Raw genomic sequence first — 15,619 nt, forward strand, 5'->3', positions numbered from 1 at the left:
AGGACGGTCGCGCAGCGGTATCAGCCGGGTATCAGCACGCCGGAAACCTCTTGTGGCACCCCCGAGACGGGGAGGACCATCGCTGGTATGACCGGCATCACCGTGCTGGGACCCGTGGCCGTCGGCGACGACGGCGCGCTGTCCCCGCGGGACCGGGTCGTGCTGTCGGTGCTGGTCGCCCGGCGCGGGCGCGAGGTGCCGGCCGAGGTCCTGGCCGAGGCGCTGTGGGGCGAGGACCTGCCGGCCTCCTGGCACAAGGTCGTGCAGGGCTGCGTGGCCCGGCTGCGGCGCCGGCTGGGGCACGAGGCGATCGTGACCGGCGGGGGCGGTTACCGGCTCGCGGTCCCGGCGGAGGACGTGGACGCCGCTCGGTTCGAGCGGCTGGTCGACCGCGCACGCGAGCTGCTGGTCCTGGGGCACGCCGACCAGGCCGCGTTCACGGCCGACCAGGCCCTCGCCCTGTGGCGGGGTATGCCGCTCGCCGACCTGGCGGACTGGGCGCCCGGCCGCGGCGAGGCAGAGCGGCTCGGGGAGCTGCGCCTGCGCGCCGAGGAGCTGCGGCTCGATGCGTTGCTGGCCGCGGGCCGGCATTCGGAGGTCCTGCCGGAGGCCGGGCTGCGGGTCCGTGAGGAGCCGCTCCGCGAGCACCGGTGGGCTCTCCTCGCCCGGGCGCAGTACCAGGACGGACGCCAGGCCGAGGCCCTGGCCACCCTGCGCCGCGCCCGGGAGACGCTCACCGAGGAGCTGGGGCTGGACCCCGGGGCCGAGCTCGCCGGCCTCGAGCACGCCGTGCTCACCCAGGACCCGGCGCTCGCCGTGGCCGTTCCCGGGATGCCCGCGTCGGCCTGCCCCTGGCCGGGCCTGGCGGCATACGACGTCGACGACGCCGACGCGTTCTTCGGCCGCGAGGCCGAGCTCGCGCAGTGCCTGGAGCGCCTCGACCGGTCGGGCTTCCTGGCGGTCGTCGGGCCGTCGGGCTCGGGCAAGTCCTCCCTGGTGCGCGCCGGTCTGGCCGCGCGCCTGCGCCGGGACGGCCGCCGCGTGCGGGTCATCACCCCGGACCCCCGCCCTCTGGACGCGCTGGCGGCCGCGACCTCCGACCCTCACCGTGGCCTGGTGCTGGTCGTCGACCAGTGCGAGGAGATCTTCGGCGTCTCGGTGCCGCCGGCGGTGCGTCAGGCGTTCCTCACCAGCGTGGCCGAGCACGCGTGGAGCGGGACGACCGACGTGGTCCTGACGCTGCGGGCCGACCGGATGGGCGAGCTCGCGGCGTTCCCCGACATGGCGCGGCTCGTGGAGGAGGGGCTCTACCTGCTCAAGGGCATCGGTCCTGACGGGCTGCGCGCGGCGATCGAGCGACCGGCCAGGCGGGCCGGCCTCCTGCTGGAGGAGGGGCTCGTCGACCTGCTCGTGCGCGATGTCGAGGGCGAGCCCGGGTCGCTGCCGCTGCTGGCGCACGCCCTGCGCCAGACCTGGGAGCGACGGGAGGGCAGCACGCTGACGGTGGGGGGCTACCGCGCCTCGGGCGGCATCCGGGGGGCGGTGGCCCGCTCCGCCGAGCAGGTCTACGAGAGGGCCAGCCAGGAGCAGCGGCACGCGCTGCGCGAGCTGATGCTGCGCATGGTGCAACCGGGGCCCGGGGGCGACCCGGTGCGGACCAGCGTCCCGCGGGCCGTCCTGACCGACGAGCGGCACGTCGCCGTCGTCGAGCAGCTGGTCCGGGCCCGGCTGGTGACCGCCGCGGAGGACCGGCTGGAGATCGCGCACGAGGCGCTGGCCCGGGCCTGGCCCCGCCTGCAGGCCTGGCTGGCCGACGACGTGCAGGGCGAGCGGATCCGGCACCACCTGGCCGCGGCCGCCAGCGCCTGGGACGGGATGGGGCGTCCGGAGAGCGAGCTCTACCGCGGGGCGCGGCTGGCGGCTGCCCGCGAGTGGCGGGACGCCGGCACCCACAGCCTCAGTCAGGTCGAGCAGGACTTCCTCGCCACCAGCGAGGCGGCGCACCGGTCACGGCTCGCCCGCGCCGAGGACGAGGCACGGCGGCAGCGGCGGCTCAACCACCGGTTGCGCCTGCTCGCCGTCGGAGCCGTCGTCCTCGCCCTCGTCGCGGCCACCTTCGGGGCGGTCGCCCGTGCCCAGTGGCGGGACGCGCGGACGGCCAACGAGCTCGCCGTCGTCGAGGCTGCGCGGGCACGGTCGCACGAGCTGGCGGCGGCGGCGCTGGCGGACCTGCCGGCGGACCCCGCTCGGGCGAAGTCGCTGGCGGTGCTGGCCGGTGAGGTGACCGACCCCGGACCGCAGACGGCGGGTGCCCTGCACGCCGCCCATGCTGCCGATCCCGTGGTCGCGCGGGTGAGCCTGCACCGGCGGACGGCGTGGACACGGCTCTGGACCGCCCTGCGCCCGGACGGAGAACGGGTGGCGATGGCCGGAGAGAGCGCCGTGGAACCCAGCCTGGCGCTCGAGGTGCGCGACGCGGTGTCCGGGGAGCTGGTGTGGGAGTGGCTGCCGCAACGGCGCCCCGGGCACGAGTCGGCCTACGTGGCGGGCGCCGCCTACTCCCCCGACGGGTCCGTGCTCGCCACCGGCGTCGTGTGGCACCCGACCTTCGAGGAACGGTTGGCACCCTCCCACGAGGACGCACCACCTCCCCCGGACGGCCTGCTCGGGATCCACCTGCGCGACGCGCGGACGCACGAGCCTCTCGGCGTGATCGACGTCGGGCCGTGCGGCGGCTGGCCGCTGGGGGTCACGGCCGACCGGGTGCTCGTCCGTGCGCTCGTACCCTCGACCGACCCTGCGTCGGTCCCCGTGACGGACCACGAGGTCCTGGCCGGCTGCCGGTGGTGGGAGGGCGGATGGGCCAACTACGTGGTGGACCGGCAGACCGGGGACCGCACCCTGCTGGCGGTCACCGACCCCTCGTTGCTGCAGTGGAGCGTGGGCGCCGCCCTCAGCGGTGACGGGTCCGTCGCCGCCGCCTGGCACCAGAGCAGCAGCGACAGCACTCTGGGCGACCGCGAAGGGCACGAGTCCACCGTCCTCGTCGACACGACCTCCGGGAAGGAGCTGGGACGCATCGACCACGCCTTCCCGGTCGACCTCGACGCCGCGGGCGAGCGGGTCCTGCTGCGCGACCGGGACGTCGAGGACTCCAACGTCCGCTCCGCGAACACCTGGCGGGTGGTGCGGGTCGACGACCTCAGCACCCTGGCCACCTTCGCGGGGCACGAGGGACGACCGACCTACGCGGCGTTCTCCGCCGACGGCACCAGCGTCCTGAGCACCGGGCTGGACAACGTCCTCCTCGAGTGGGACGCCTCGAGCGGCACGCTGCTGCGCAGGGTGGTCGGCGCGGGGTCGGGGCACCCCGACCCTGCCGGGACGTCCCGCACGGTCATCCCGCGCCCGCTCACCGGTGGCGCCGTCGTCGTCGACACCTCTCCCCGTGGGGAGGGGTGGGCCGTGCCCCCCTGCGACGGCCTGGGCGCCCCCGACCAGCTCCGGGTCGTCGACGGGTCGGTCGTCGCGGGGCGTGGTTGCGACGGCCGGCCGGGGACCCTCGAGGTCTTCGACCCCCTCACCGGTGGCGTGCGGCAGATGCCCGGCGCGGTCCGGAACGAGGCGTTCGGGGTCTCGGCCGACGGTGAGAGGGTCGTGTCCCAGGGCGGGGACGAGCCCGGTCCGTTGCAGGTGCGGCAGCTCGGGTCGGAGGAGGTGGTGCTCACGCTCGAGGCGTCCTCCTCCGCGAGCGCGGTCAGGTGGTCCCCCGACGACCGCTGGGTGGCCGCGCTCGACGGAGCCACAGGTCGGGTGGGGGTGTGGGACGCCACGACCGGCGACCAGGCCTGGTCGGCCGTCCTCGGCGGGGACCAGGGCTTCAGCGCGGCCTGGGACCTGCTGTTCTCCACCGACTCCGCCCGCCTGCTGGTGTCGACGGACGACGCCCGGCTGATCGCCGTCGGCACGGAGACGGGCGAGGAGCTGGGGGCTGCCGCCCTGCCCTCGGGCGGCAACCACATCTCGCCGGGCCTGGTCGGCCACCGGGGCGACGGCGCGGTCGCGGTCGTGAGCCCCCTGCGCAACAACGCCACCAGCACCTCGCTGCTGCTGCTGGACCCGACGACCCTGGAGACCAGGCAGACCTTCTCCAGCGTCGTGGACGGATCGGTGCGCTCGGCCGCGGTGTCCCCCGACGGGACACGCGTCGCAATGGCCACGAGCGAGGGGTTCGTCGGCGTCTGGGACCTCGCCACCGGTGCCGCCGTGGACCGTGCCGACCTGGGGCTGGGCAGCCTGGAGGGGGTGCAGTGGACCGCCGACGGGGACCTGCTCGTGCTGAGCGCGGAGGGTGCCATCGTCCGGGTCACCTCGGACCCTGCACAGCTGACCTCGCTCGTGCGCGGCACGCTCACCCGGGGCCTCACGCTCAGCGAGTGCGCGGCCCACGCCATCGACCCCTGCCCCGACCTGGGCACGCTGAGGGGTGCGGCACCGACCGTGCCGGACGAGCTGCGCGGCAGCTACACCCTCACCTGGACCGTCGAGGAGCTGCGCGAGGCGGGGGCGGCCGCCGTCGCCGACGCCTACGGCGCAGGTCCCGGCCCGGAGGCGCAGCAGACGCTCGACGACTTCGCGGCCGCCATGGCCGGTACCTACCGTCTGACCTTCTCCGAGCACGGCTACTCCGTCACCTCGCCCAGCGGGCAGGAGTGGTGCACCGGTGCCGTCACCCGACGCGCGAACGACCCCGACCGGTTGCTTCTCGGGGCCGACCGCGGGGCGGGGTGCGTCGACTTCCACTACGCCGAGACGGGCTGGCGCCTCGAGGGGGACGAGCTCGTCCTCCCGCCCGAGACGTTCCGCGGCAGCCAGCTCGACGCACTGCTGTGGACCGGCCGCCCGCTGGAGCGGGCCGGCTGACCGCCTCACCAGGGGACGGAGCTCCCGTGACCGGCATCACCGTGCTGGGACCCGTGGGGGTCGGTGACCAGGGGTCGCCGCTCCCGCCGCGGGACCGGGTCGTGCTCTCGGTGCTGGTCGCCCGACGGGGGCACGAGGTGCCGGCGGACACGATCGCCGAGGCCCTCTGGGGTGAGCACCTGCCGCCGTCCTGGCACAAGGTCGTCCAGGGCTGCATCGCGCGGCTGCGGCGCCGCCTCGGGCACGACGCCATCGTCACCGACCGTGGTGGCTACCGCCTCAGCGTCCCGCCCGAGTCGGTCGACGCAGGCCGCTTCGAGCGCCTGGTGCACCACGCCGGGGACCTGCTCGCGCTGCACCAGCCCGACCAGGCGGCGTTCACCACCGACGAGGCCCTGGCCCTGTGGCGGGGTATGCCGCTCGCCGACCTCGTGGACTGGCCCCCCGGGCGCGGCGAGGCCGAGCGCCTCGGGGAGCTGCGCCTGCACGTCGAGGAGCTGCGCCTCGAGGCCCTCCTCGCCTCGGGGCGGGTGGCGGAGGCCCTGCCGGAGGCCCGCGCCCGGGTGCAGGAGGAGCCGCTGCGCGAGCACCGCTGGGCCCTGCTGACGCGCGCGCTCTACCAGGACGGTCGCCAGGCCGAGGCCCTCACCACGATCCGGCAGGCGCGCGACACCCTGGCCGATGAGCTGGGGCTCGACCCGGGCCCCGAGCTGGCGGCTCTGGAGCACGCGGTGCTGCGGCAGGACCCCGACCTCGCCGTCCCGGTCGCGGAGACGGTGGCGGCCGGGTGCCCGTGGCCCGGCCTGGCGTCCTACGACGTGCAGGACGCGGACTCTTTCTTCGGCCGTGACGCCGAGGTCGCCGAGTGCCTCGAGCGGCTGGACCGGACCGGTCTGCTGGCCGTCGTGGGCCCCTCCGGCTCGGGCAAGTCCTCCCTCGTCCGGGCCGGGCTGGCGGCGCGCCTGCGCCACCTGGGTCGGCAGGTCGTCGTCCTCACGCCGGGGCCGCGGTCCCTGGACGCGCTGGTCCCGCCGGCCGGCACCTCCGCCACGGTGCTGGTGATCGACCAAGGCGAGGAGATCTTCGCCCCGACGGTGCCGCTCACGGTGCGGTCGACCTTCCTGCACCAGGTGACGGAGCAGGCTGCACGCGGCCCCGTGGTGCTGACCCTGCGCGCCGACCGGCTCGGCGAGCTGGCCGTATACCCGCGGGTCGCCCGGCTCGTCGAGGACGGTCTCTACCTGCTGACGCCTCTGGACACCCGGGGCGTCTGCGAGGCCATCGAGCGCCCGGCACGTCGTGCGGGGCTGCTGCTCGAGCAGGGGCTGGTGGACCTGCTGGTGCGTGAGGTCGAGGGAGAACCGGGCTCGCTGCCCCTGCTCACCCACGCCCTGCGCGAGACGTGGGCGCGACGGGTCGGCTCGACGCTGACGGTCGAGGGCTACCGGGCCTCCGGCGGCATCCGCGGAGCGGTGGCACAGTCAGCCGAGCGGATCTACCAGGCCGCCACCGAGGAGCAGCGGCGGGCCCTGCGCGAGCTCCTGCTGCGCCTGGTGCAGCCCGGGCCCGCGGGCGAGCCGGTGCGCACCAGCGTCAGCCGCTCCGTCGTCGACGACGAGCACGCACCGGTCGTCGAGCAGCTGGTGCGGGCGCGTCTGGTCACGGCGCACACCGACCGCCTGGAGATCACGCACGAGGCCCTCGTCCGGGCGTGGCCCCGGCTGCAGGCGTGGCTGGCCGAGGACGTGGAGGGCGAGCGGCTGCGCCACCACCTCGCGGCGGCGGCGCAGGCGTGGGACGCCATGGACCGGCCGGCGAGCGAGCTCTACCGCGGTGCCCGGCTCGCCGCCGCCCGCGAGTGGCGGGACACCGGCCTGCACCGGCTGACGACCCTCGAGCGCGCGTTCCTCGACGCGGGCGACGCGGCGGAGCGGTCCGAGCTCACCCGCGCCCAGCACGAGGCGCGTCGGCAGCGACGGCTCAACCGGCGGCTGCGGCTGCTGGCCGTCGGGGCCGTCGTCCTCGCCCTCGTGGCCGTGACCTTCGGCACGCTCGCACGCCTGCAGTGGCAGGAGGCCGGCGACGCGCGTGCGGCCGCCCAGGTCGAGGCGGACGCGGCCCGGGCGCAGGAGACGCTGGCCCGCTCGCAGGAGCTGGCCGCCGCCTCGGTCGCCGCGGTCGGGCAGGACCCGGCCCTCGCCAGGACCCTGGCCGTCCTCAGCGCGGCCGAGGGTCGCCCCACACCGCAGAGCACGGACGCCCTGCACCGCGCGCTGTTCGCCGACCACGTCGTGGCACGGACGGGCACGGACCGGGCGCCCGGGCGGCTGTGGGCCGTCCTGCACCCGGAGGGGGACCGCGTCGCGATGACGGCAGAGCACGCCTACCAGCCCGCGGACGGCATCGAGGTCCGGGACCCGCGGACCGGTGCGCTGGTGTGGGAGTGGGTCCCCCCGGAGGAGCCGGAGTACGGCTCGGTGGTCGTGGCGGGGGCGGAGTACTCACCCGACGGGACGGTGCTCACCGGAGGCGTGCTCCGAGACCCCGCCGGCCAGGTCCGTCCGGACCCCGTCCCCGACCAGCCCCCACCCCCGCCGGAGGGTGTGGTCGGCGTGCACGTCTGGGACGCCACGACGCACGAGCTCCTGCAGGTCGTGGACGTCGGTCCCTGCGGAGGGTGGCCGGTCGCGGTGGCGGGCGACGCGCTCCTCGTCCGGACGCTGGCCGCCCGACCGAGCGACGGTCTCGACGCTGCCGGGCGCGAGCGCTTCCTGCGAGCGTGCCCGTGGCAGGAGGGCGCGATCGCCACCCTCCTGGTCGACCGGAGCACCGGGCGGTCCCGGCAGGTGAGCATCACCGAGGACCTCAACATCACCCTCACCGTCGGCCACGCACTCAGCGACGACGGCTCCCTCGCCGTCGTGCCGGACCTGCAGACCTGGGACGCCGTGCTGCTGGACGTCCCGACCGGCCGGGAGGTGGGGCGGACCGACAACGCCGTCGCCCTCGACCTCGACTCCACCGGTGAGCATCTCCTGACCATCGACGTCATCCCGTTCGGCAACGACCTGTGGCGCATCGTCTCCGTGCCCGGGCTGGAGACGGAGGTGACCTACACGGGCCGCAGCTCCTGGAGCAGCTACGGGCGCTTTTCCTCCGACGACGCCACGGTCTGGACGACGGGGACGGAGAACGCGCTGGTGCAGTGGGACGCCGGCACCGGGATCCACCTGCGCACGTTGCCGGCCGTGGGCAGCGGCGCTCCCAGCGTCGCCGGGACGCGCGTCCTGGTGCCGCGCCCCGAGACCGCCGGTGCCGTCCTCCTGGAGACCCGCCCCCACGGCGACCTGTGGTCGGTCCCGTCCTGCGGCGGCGCGGCCGGGACGGACCGCCTGCGGGTCACCGACACCCTCGTCGTCGTCGGACGAGACTGCGACCCGGCGCCCGGCGGCCGGGTGGAGACGCTGACGACCGCCGGCGAGGCCGTCGCCAGCCACGACCTCCTCAGCTGGGAGGCCTTCGAGGTCTCCCCGGACGGCCGTCGGGTGGTCGGTCGGGAGGGCGCCCTCGACCCCGGCACCGGAGCACCGCACGTCGGCGCGCTGACGGTGCGGGACCTGCGCACGGGTGCGGAGGTCGTCGAGCTCGAGGGCCTCTGCGACCACGCCCTGATCACCTCGCTCGCCAGCGTCGAGGGCGGCGACCCGGCTGCCGAGGGGTGCCGTCGCTTCCCCGACGCGCCCTTCCGGTTCATGACCGGGTCGGTCGCGTGGTCCCCGGACGGGCGATGGATCGCGGCGGCCAGCGAGGGCCTCGGGGTCTGGGACGCACGGACCGGGGAGCTGGTCACCACGCTCGGCGGCACGGGCTCCGCCGCCAACCAGCGGTGGGGCCTGCCGTGGGACCTCTCCTTCACCGACGACTCCCGGCGCCTGCTGATGACGACCCTCGGCCGGTACGTCGTGCCGGTGGACACGACGACCTGGGAACCGGGCCCGCCCGCACGGCTGCAGGTGCAGAGCGCCCACTCGGCGGGCCTGGTCGGGACCGCCGCCGACGGCGCGCTGGTCGTCGTCACGCCGCTGCACCAGATCGCCGGCAGCACCACCGTCCTGCTGCTCGACCCCGACGACCTCGAGGTGCGGCAACGGTGGGACGCCTCCACCGACGCGTCGGTGCAGTCGGCGGCGCTCTCTCCCGACGGCACCCGCCTGGCGCTGGCCCGCAGCGACGGTCTCGTCACCGTGTGGGACCTGGCCAAGCAGTCGCGGGTCGACCAGGCCGGCCCCGGGCTGGGACGCCTGGACGGCGTGCGGTGGCTCAGCGACCGCCACCTCGTCGTGCTCAGCGCGAGCGGCCACGTCACCACGGTGACCACCGACGCCGACGAGCTCCTCGGGCTGGCGCGGGAGTCCCTGTGGCGCGGCCTGACCCAGGCCGAGTGCACCTCGCACGCGCTGCCGGCGTGCCCGACGCTCGCGGACCTGCGCGGCGACGGGCCGGTCGTGTCCCCCGGCCTGCAGGGCAGCTACGAGGTGACGTGGGGTGCGGACGAGCTGAGGACCACCCTCCTGCGGTGGGCGCGCGAGTCGCTCGGGGACCTCGACCCCGACTCCGGAGCCTTCCTGGCGGAACAGGCAGAGCTCGCGGAGGGCACCCTCCGGCTGCAGCTGCGCGGGTCGGACTACACCGTCAGCCGCGGGGACGGCGAGGAGGTGTGGTGCACGGGGTCGGTCAGCCCCAGCCCGAGCGACCCTGACCGGCTGGTGCTGTGGGCCGACGCCGGCGAGCGGTGCACCGACGTGAAGTACGCCGAGCTCGGCTGGCGGGTCGACGGCGACCGTCTCGTCCTGCCGCGGGGGGAGTTCCGCGGGGACGACGTCGACCGGGTGCTGTGGACCAGCAAGCCCCTGGAACGGACGGGCTGACCTGCAGTGCCCGGACGGGCCGGCACCACCCGGTCAGGACCGTGGGCCGTCGTCCTGCAGGGTCAACGGCTCCGGAGCGCGCAGCCACGGCAGCACGCCCACGACGCAGACGAGCCCGGTGACGAGGAAGGCGGCCCGAAAGCCGAGGGCGTCGGCGACGACGCCGATGAGGATCGGCCCCACGATCGCCCCGCCGTCCTGGGCCATCTGGAATCCGGACAGCACCGGCCCGCCGTTGCGCTCATGGCCCACCACGTCGGCCACCGCGGCCTGCTGGGCGGGGTTGACCAGCCCGGCACCGATGCCGGAGACCACCGACAGGCCGAGCAGGACGACCAGCCCCGCCGTGGTGGGCAGCACCGTGGCCATCCCGAGCAGCCCCATGGACACCCCCATGACCAGCAGCCCGGTGATGACCAGCGGCCTGCGTCCCACCCGGTCGGCCATCCGGCCGGAGAACTGCAGGGTGGCGGCCGTCCCGACCGCCCCCACCGCCAGGACGGCGCCGGCGACCCAGGGCCGGTCGAGGACCGCGATCGCCAGCAGCGGCAGCACGGCCATGCGCACGCCGAAGTTGGTCCATCCGTTGGCCGCGCCGGAGACGAGGACGGCGCGGTAGACCGGCGAGCCCCAGGCCTCCTTGACCCGCATCGTCGGGTGCGTCGCCCGGTCCGGGGCGGGGCGCAGCCGGGCCCCGCCCAGCCCCACCGCGACCACCGCGGCGGCGAGAAGCAGCGCGACGCCATACACGACGAAGGGGGCGCGCAGCCCCCAGCCGGCGAGGAGGCCACCGATCAGCGGCCCGACCATCCCGCCGACGAGGAAGGCCGAGCCGTAGGCCGAGGAGACCCGGCCGCGGGCGCGCGGCGGGGCCAGCCGCACCAGCAGCGCCATCGCCGAGATGGTGAACATCGTCGAGCCGACGCCACCCAGGCCCCGGAAGAGCAGGAGCTGGCCGTAGGACTGGGCGAAGGCCGTCGCGAACGAGGAGACCGACACGACGAGCAGGCCGGTCAGGTAGACCGGTCGCTCACCGAGCCGGCCCACGAGGAACCCGCCGGCGGGGGCGAAGACCAGCCGGAAGAAGGCGAAGGCCGAGACGATGACGGAGGCCGCCGCCACCCCGACGTCGAAGGACCGGGCGTAGGCCGGCAGCACCGGGGAGACGATGCCGAAGCCGACGGCGATGACGAACGCGGCACCGACGAGGATCCAGATCTCGCGGGGTATGGGGTCGCGCGGGGCGGGCGTCGCCGCTCCCGCTCCCCCGCCGCGCTCAGCGGGCCTGCGCACGGAGATGCTCGCGCAGGTAGGGCAGGGTGAAGTCGACGAAGCCGTGCCCCGCCGCCTGGACCAGCTCCCGGTCGATGAGGCGGGCGCGGTAGACGTTCTGCTGCTGCATCGGCACGCCCATCCGTTCGGCGACCTGGCGGGTGGCCGCGGGACCGTCGTCGGCGGCCATGGCGCGCAGGTAGGCGCGTTGTCCCTCCGGCAGCGCGCCGAGCGCCGGGGCGTGGACCAGCCTGCCCATGCGCTCCACGACCAGCGGCCGGGTGCCTCCCACGTCGTCGGGGGTGATCTCCGGACGCTGGGGCGCGACGCGCCAGGCGTGGTAGCCGACGAGCTGCAGCAGGTAGGGGTAGCCGTGGACGATCCGGGCGTAGCGCTCCAGCGCCTCCTCGCCGATGCTGCGGCCCGCGTCCTCGACCGTGGCCCGCGCCGCGGTGCGCACGTCCTCGTCGGCGAGCACCGCGAGGTGGACCCGCTCGGCGCGCCGCAGGAAGGTCGTGCCGGCCTGCCGCAGCAGCTGGTCGATGCCGGTGGGCAGCCCGGCGGCCGCGAAGGCCACCTCGCGGTCGTCGCGCACCAGGTGCTGGTAGGTCGCCGCGAACCGGCCGACGACGTCGGGGGAGGCGGCCTGGACCTCGTCGAGGGTGAAGAGCAGGCCGGTCTCGTGCCCGACCAGCACGTCGAGGAGCCGGCCGAGCAGCTGGGCCAGCGACTGCCGCACGGGGTAGCGGTCCTCCACCTCGGTGGAGACGGAGCCGACGGCGCTGATCCCGCCACCGGTGAACCGGCGGCGCACGGCGGTGGTGTCGTGCTCGGCGAGGAGGGCCGGCACGGTGGAGGCCTCGAGCTCCTCGAGCATCCCGTCACCCTCGGGCAGCCGCACGACCAGCCATCCTCGTGTGCGCGCGATGTCCTCCAGCTCGTTGAGGACGACGGTCTTGCCCATCCCCCGCGCTCCGCTGACCAGCAGCGAGCGCAGCGGGGACCCGGGGCCCTCGTCGAGGGCCACGTCGAAGTCCTGCAGCAGGTCCTCGCGGCCGGCGAGCACGCGCGGGGACACCCCGAAGCTGGGGCGGAAGGGGTTGGCTCCGGTGACCACGTCGTACCTCCTCTCGGGGTGGGCGTCCGAGGCTAGCCCGGACCCCCGACGGACCCGAGCGACGTTACACCTGTTACATCCCCACGATCGAGTTACATCTGTTACATCTTGTGTGCTGGACTGCCGTTTTCGTCCTCCGGCTGCCGGGGCGTCAGGATGGGGGTATGACGTACGAGATCGCCCTCTACCCGCGCCGGGCCGGGCAGGACTGGGCCGACGTGGTCGCCGCCGACGAGCAGGACGGCCCGCCGATGGACCGCACCCAGCTGGAGGCCGGGGTGGCCACCTTCCGCCGGATCGAGGCGCACCTGCGCGAGCTGCTCACCGAGCCGGTCGAGGTCTGGGTGGCCGAGGAGGCCGACGGCGACGTCCTCGGCGAGCTGACGGCGACCGGCAGCGGCCTGCAGGTCGAGCTCTACGACCGGTCGGCGTCGGTGTCCTTCCCGACCGGGGCCACCGAGGGTCGCGCCCTCCTGCACGACCAGGCCCGCCGGGCGGTGCGGGTGGTCGCGACGGAGACCGGTTACGAGGCGTACGACCCGCAGACGGGCCGCGCCTACGACGGCCTGTTCGACGACGGGTCGCAGCCCGGGCCCCCCGTGGGCGGGACGGCGGCGGCCTCGACGGAGCCGTCCGTGCCGTCGGCCGCCGCGGCACCCGCGGGCCCGGCCGGCCCGCCCTCCCCCCTGGCCGACCCGCGGCTCGACCCTCGGATGCTGCGCCGCCGGGCGGTGCTCTACCTGGTGCTGGGCGCCGCGCTGATGGTCTTCGCCCTGGCCCGCCTGAGCGCCGGGGACACCGGCTGGCTGACCTGGCTCTTCCTCGGGTTCGCCGGGTTCAACCTGCTGGCCGGCTGGATGATGCGGCAGCTGGCGGCCCAGGCCACCCAGCGCGCGGCCGAGGAGCCGGGGACCGCCGGCGCCTGAGCCGTCAGGCGGGAGCGTCGCGGCCGCCGACCAGCGCCGCGAAGCGGGTCAGGTCGACGTTGCCGCCGGAGAGCACGACACCCACGCGGGCACCTGCGGTCTCCGGCACGGCACCGGACAGCAGCGCGGCCAGCCCGAGCACCCCGGTGGGCTCCACGACCTGCTTGAGCGTGGCTGCCACGAGGCCCATGGCCCCGACCAGCTCCTCGTCCGTGGCGGTGACGACCCCGGTCACGCCGTCGCGGATGACCGGGAAGGTCAGCTCCCCCAGGTGCAGCGTCTGCGCCCCGTCCGCGATCGTGCGCGGCGTCTCGATGTGCACGATCCGCCCCTCCTGCAGCGACCGACGGGCGTCGTCCCCCGCCTCCGGCTCCACCCCGTAGACGCGGGCCTGCGGGGCCAGGGCCCGGGAGGCGAGGATGCTGCCCGACAGCAGCCCGCCCCCGCCGAGCGGCGTGATGATGACGTCCAGCGGTCCGGCGTCCTCGAGCAGCTCCTTGACCGCGGTGCCCTGGCCGGCGATGACGTGACGGTGGTCGTAGGGCGGCACGAGCGTCATCCCGCGCTCGCGGGCCAGCGCGGCGCCGATCGCCTCGCGGTCCTCGCTCCAGCGGTCGTAGCGGACGACCTCCGCGCCGTAGCCCCGCGTCGCCGCGACCTTGAGCGCCGGGGCGTCGTGCGGCATGACGATGGTCGCGGGGACGCCGAGCTCGCGCGCCGCCAGCGCGACCGCCTGGGCGTGGTTGCCGGAGGAGTAGGCCACGACCCCGCCGCGCCGCTGGTCGGCGTCGAAGGCCGACAGCGCGGTGAAGGCGCCGCGGAACTTGAAGGCCCCCACCCGCTGCAGGTGCTCGGCCTTGAGGTGCACCTGGCACCCGGCGAGCTCGTCGAGCCGGCGCGAGCGCAGGACCGGGGTGCGGTGGGCCACGCCCTCGATCACGGCCGCCGCGGCCTCCACGTCGGCGTAGGTGGGTGCGCTCATGACGCTCAGTCTGACGCCTCCCGCCCCCACGGCCACCGGCGGCCCCGGCGGTGACCGGAGGGGCCGGAGGTCTGCAGGGGCACGAAGCGGTAGCCCCCGGGCGCGCGGTCGACCTGCGCGTGCCCGGCGGTCAGGGTCACGCGGGCCAGCCGGCCCCGCAGCGGCAGCACCATGAGGCCCTCGGGCGCGAGCTGGCCGAGGAGGGCGTCCGGCAGCTCCCCCGCCATAGCCGAGACCAGGATGCGGTCGAACGGCGCCGCGTCGGGGGCGCCCAGCTCGTCCGCGGCCGCCACCCGGACGGACGCGTGCGCCAGGCCGTCCCGCCGCAACCGGTGGGCGGCGTCCTGCACCAGCTCGTCCACGACCTCCACCCCCACCACGCGGCCGGCCGGGCCGACCAGCCGCGCCAGGATCGCCGTCGTCCATCCCGAGCCGCTGCCGACGTCGAGCACCCGCTGCCCCTCGTGGACGTCGAGCAGCTCGAGCATCGTGCGGACCGTGGAGGGCTGGGAGCAGGTCGACCCGTGCCCCAGGTCCACCGGCGCGTCGACCGCGGCCCGGTGCCGCGCCGGCCCGGGCAGGTAGTCGGCGCGGGGCGTCGCCCGCATCGCCTCTCCCACCGCCTCACGCCCGGGCATGACCTCCACGCTAGGGCGGCGGGGTCGCGCCCGCGAGCGCGGCGACCAGCGCGGGCAGCGCCTCGGCGGCCGGAGCGCGCCATACCTCGTCCGCGGCCTCGCTGACCGCGGTCTCCCTGGGGTTGACCTCGACCACCGGCACGCCCCGCGCACCCGCGAGGTGCGGGATCGTCGCGGCCGGGTGGACCAGGCCGGACGTGCCGACCACGAGGACGAGGTCGGCCTCGCGGGCGGCGTCGGCCCCGGCGAGGAAGTCCGCCTCCGGCAGTGCCTCGCCGAACCAGACCACGCCCGGACGCACCGGCCCGCCGCAGACCCCGCACACGGGCGGGTCCAGGTGCCCGACCGGCCCGGTGACCTCCGGGTATGCCGCGTCGCTGGGCCGGTCGCAGCGCGCGCAGCGGAGCGTGAAGAGGCTGCCGTGGACGTGGGCGAGCACCTCGGCACCCGCGCGCTCGTGCAGGTCGTCGACGTTCTGGGTGACGACCGCCAGGTCGACGCCGGGCCGCCGCTGCCACGCGGCCAGCGCCTCGTGCCCGGCGTTCGGCGCGGCCCGGCGCACGAGCGAGGCCCGCCACGCGTACCACGCCCAGACCTGCGCGTGGTCCCGCTCCCAGGCCTGGGGGCTCGCCAGCTCGGCGGGGTCGAAGCGCTCCCACAACCCGACCTGCACGTCCCGGAAGGTCGGGATCCCCGACTCGGCCGACATCCCCGCGCCGGTCAGCACGCACACACGCGCCGCACCCCGGGCGAGGTCGAGGATCGCCTCAGGCACCTGGTCGGTAGCATCCGTCAACGAGGTCATGGGCACATTCTCCCCGACCCGCCGACCG

Annotated in this window: 8 protein-coding genes; 3 read left to right on the forward strand and 5 right to left on the reverse strand. The window is 75.9% G+C overall.

The features are described 5' to 3' along the window. Positions 1-87: 87 nt before the first annotated feature. Positions 88-4,923 carry an nSTAND1 domain-containing NTPase gene (locus K330_RS0106490; RefSeq protein WP_022921029.1) on the forward strand — a complete coding sequence of 1,612 codons (4,836 nt, stop codon included), beginning with the start codon at positions 88-90 and terminating at the stop codon, positions 4,921-4,923. Positions 4,924-4,949: 26 nt separating this feature from the next. Further along, positions 4,950-9,851, forward strand: a complete 4,902-nt coding sequence (locus tag K330_RS23615) for an nSTAND1 domain-containing NTPase (RefSeq protein WP_022921030.1) — start codon at positions 4,950-4,952, stop codon at positions 9,849-9,851. Between the two features lie 33 nt (positions 9,852-9,884). Here the strand turns inward: K330_RS23615 and K330_RS0106500 are convergent, their stop codons facing one another. Next, the gene (locus tag K330_RS0106500) at positions 9,885-11,144 is read right to left on the reverse strand and encodes an MFS transporter (protein ID WP_022921031.1); all 1,260 of its coding nucleotides are present in this window, start codon (positions 11,142-11,144) and stop codon (positions 9,885-9,887) included. Continuing rightward, positions 11,128-12,240, reverse strand: a complete 1,113-nt coding sequence (locus K330_RS0106505; protein WP_022921032.1) for an ATP-binding protein — start codon at positions 12,238-12,240, stop codon at positions 11,128-11,130. Before K330_RS0106505 ends, K330_RS0106500 begins: the two co-directional genes overlap by 17 nt. A 164-nt stretch (positions 12,241-12,404) precedes the next feature. Here K330_RS0106505 and K330_RS0106510 point away from each other — a divergent pair, with 164 nt between their 5' ends. Further along, on the forward strand, positions 12,405-13,166 hold the full coding sequence (locus K330_RS0106510) for a hypothetical protein (protein ID WP_022921033.1): 762 nt from the start codon (positions 12,405-12,407) through the stop codon (positions 13,164-13,166). A gap of 4 nt (positions 13,167-13,170) precedes the next feature. On the opposite strand, the gene K330_RS0106515 is transcribed toward K330_RS0106510, so the two are convergent. From K330_RS0106515 to K330_RS0106525, 3 genes are read right to left on the reverse strand one after another with little or no spacing between them, the layout of a single operon-like run. After that, the gene (locus K330_RS0106515; RefSeq protein WP_022921034.1) at positions 13,171-14,148 is read right to left on the reverse strand and encodes a threo-3-hydroxy-L-aspartate ammonia-lyase; all 978 of its coding nucleotides are present in this window, start codon (positions 14,146-14,148) and stop codon (positions 13,171-13,173) included. Positions 14,149-14,153: 5 nt separating this feature from the next. Further along, positions 14,154-14,786 carry a protein-L-isoaspartate O-methyltransferase family protein gene (locus K330_RS19620; protein WP_051145513.1) on the reverse strand — a complete coding sequence of 211 codons (633 nt, stop codon included), beginning with the start codon at positions 14,784-14,786 and terminating at the stop codon, positions 14,154-14,156. 10 nt (positions 14,787-14,796) lie between these two features. After that, complete coding sequence (locus K330_RS0106525) at positions 14,797-15,591, reverse strand: SIR2 family NAD-dependent protein deacylase (protein WP_040657789.1); 795 nt, start codon at positions 15,589-15,591, stop codon at positions 14,797-14,799. Positions 15,592-15,619 lie beyond the last annotated feature (28 nt).

The organism is Ornithinimicrobium pekingense DSM 21552, assembly GCF_000421185.1.
Lineage (GTDB): Bacteria > Actinomycetota > Actinomycetes > Actinomycetales > Dermatophilaceae > Ornithinicoccus > Ornithinicoccus pekingensis.

Excerpts from the sequence above, each read along its gene's own strand:
- K330_RS0106490 (WP_022921029.1), top strand. The coding sequence starts at position 88 with ATGACCGGCATCACCGTGCTGGGACCCGTGGCCGTCGGCGACGACGGC.
- K330_RS0106510 (WP_022921033.1), top strand. The coding sequence starts at position 12,405 with ATGACGTACGAGATCGCCCTCTACCCGCGCCGGGCCGGGCAGGACTGG.
- K330_RS0106515 (WP_022921034.1), bottom strand. The coding sequence starts at position 14,148 with ATGAGCGCACCCACCTACGCCGACGTGGAGGCCGCGGCGGCCGTGATC.
- K330_RS19620 (WP_051145513.1), bottom strand. The coding sequence starts at position 14,786 with ATGCCCGGGCGTGAGGCGGTGGGAGAGGCGATGCGGGCGACGCCCCGC.
- K330_RS0106525 (WP_040657789.1), bottom strand. The coding sequence starts at position 15,591 with ATGACCTCGTTGACGGATGCTACCGACCAGGTGCCTGAGGCGATCCTC.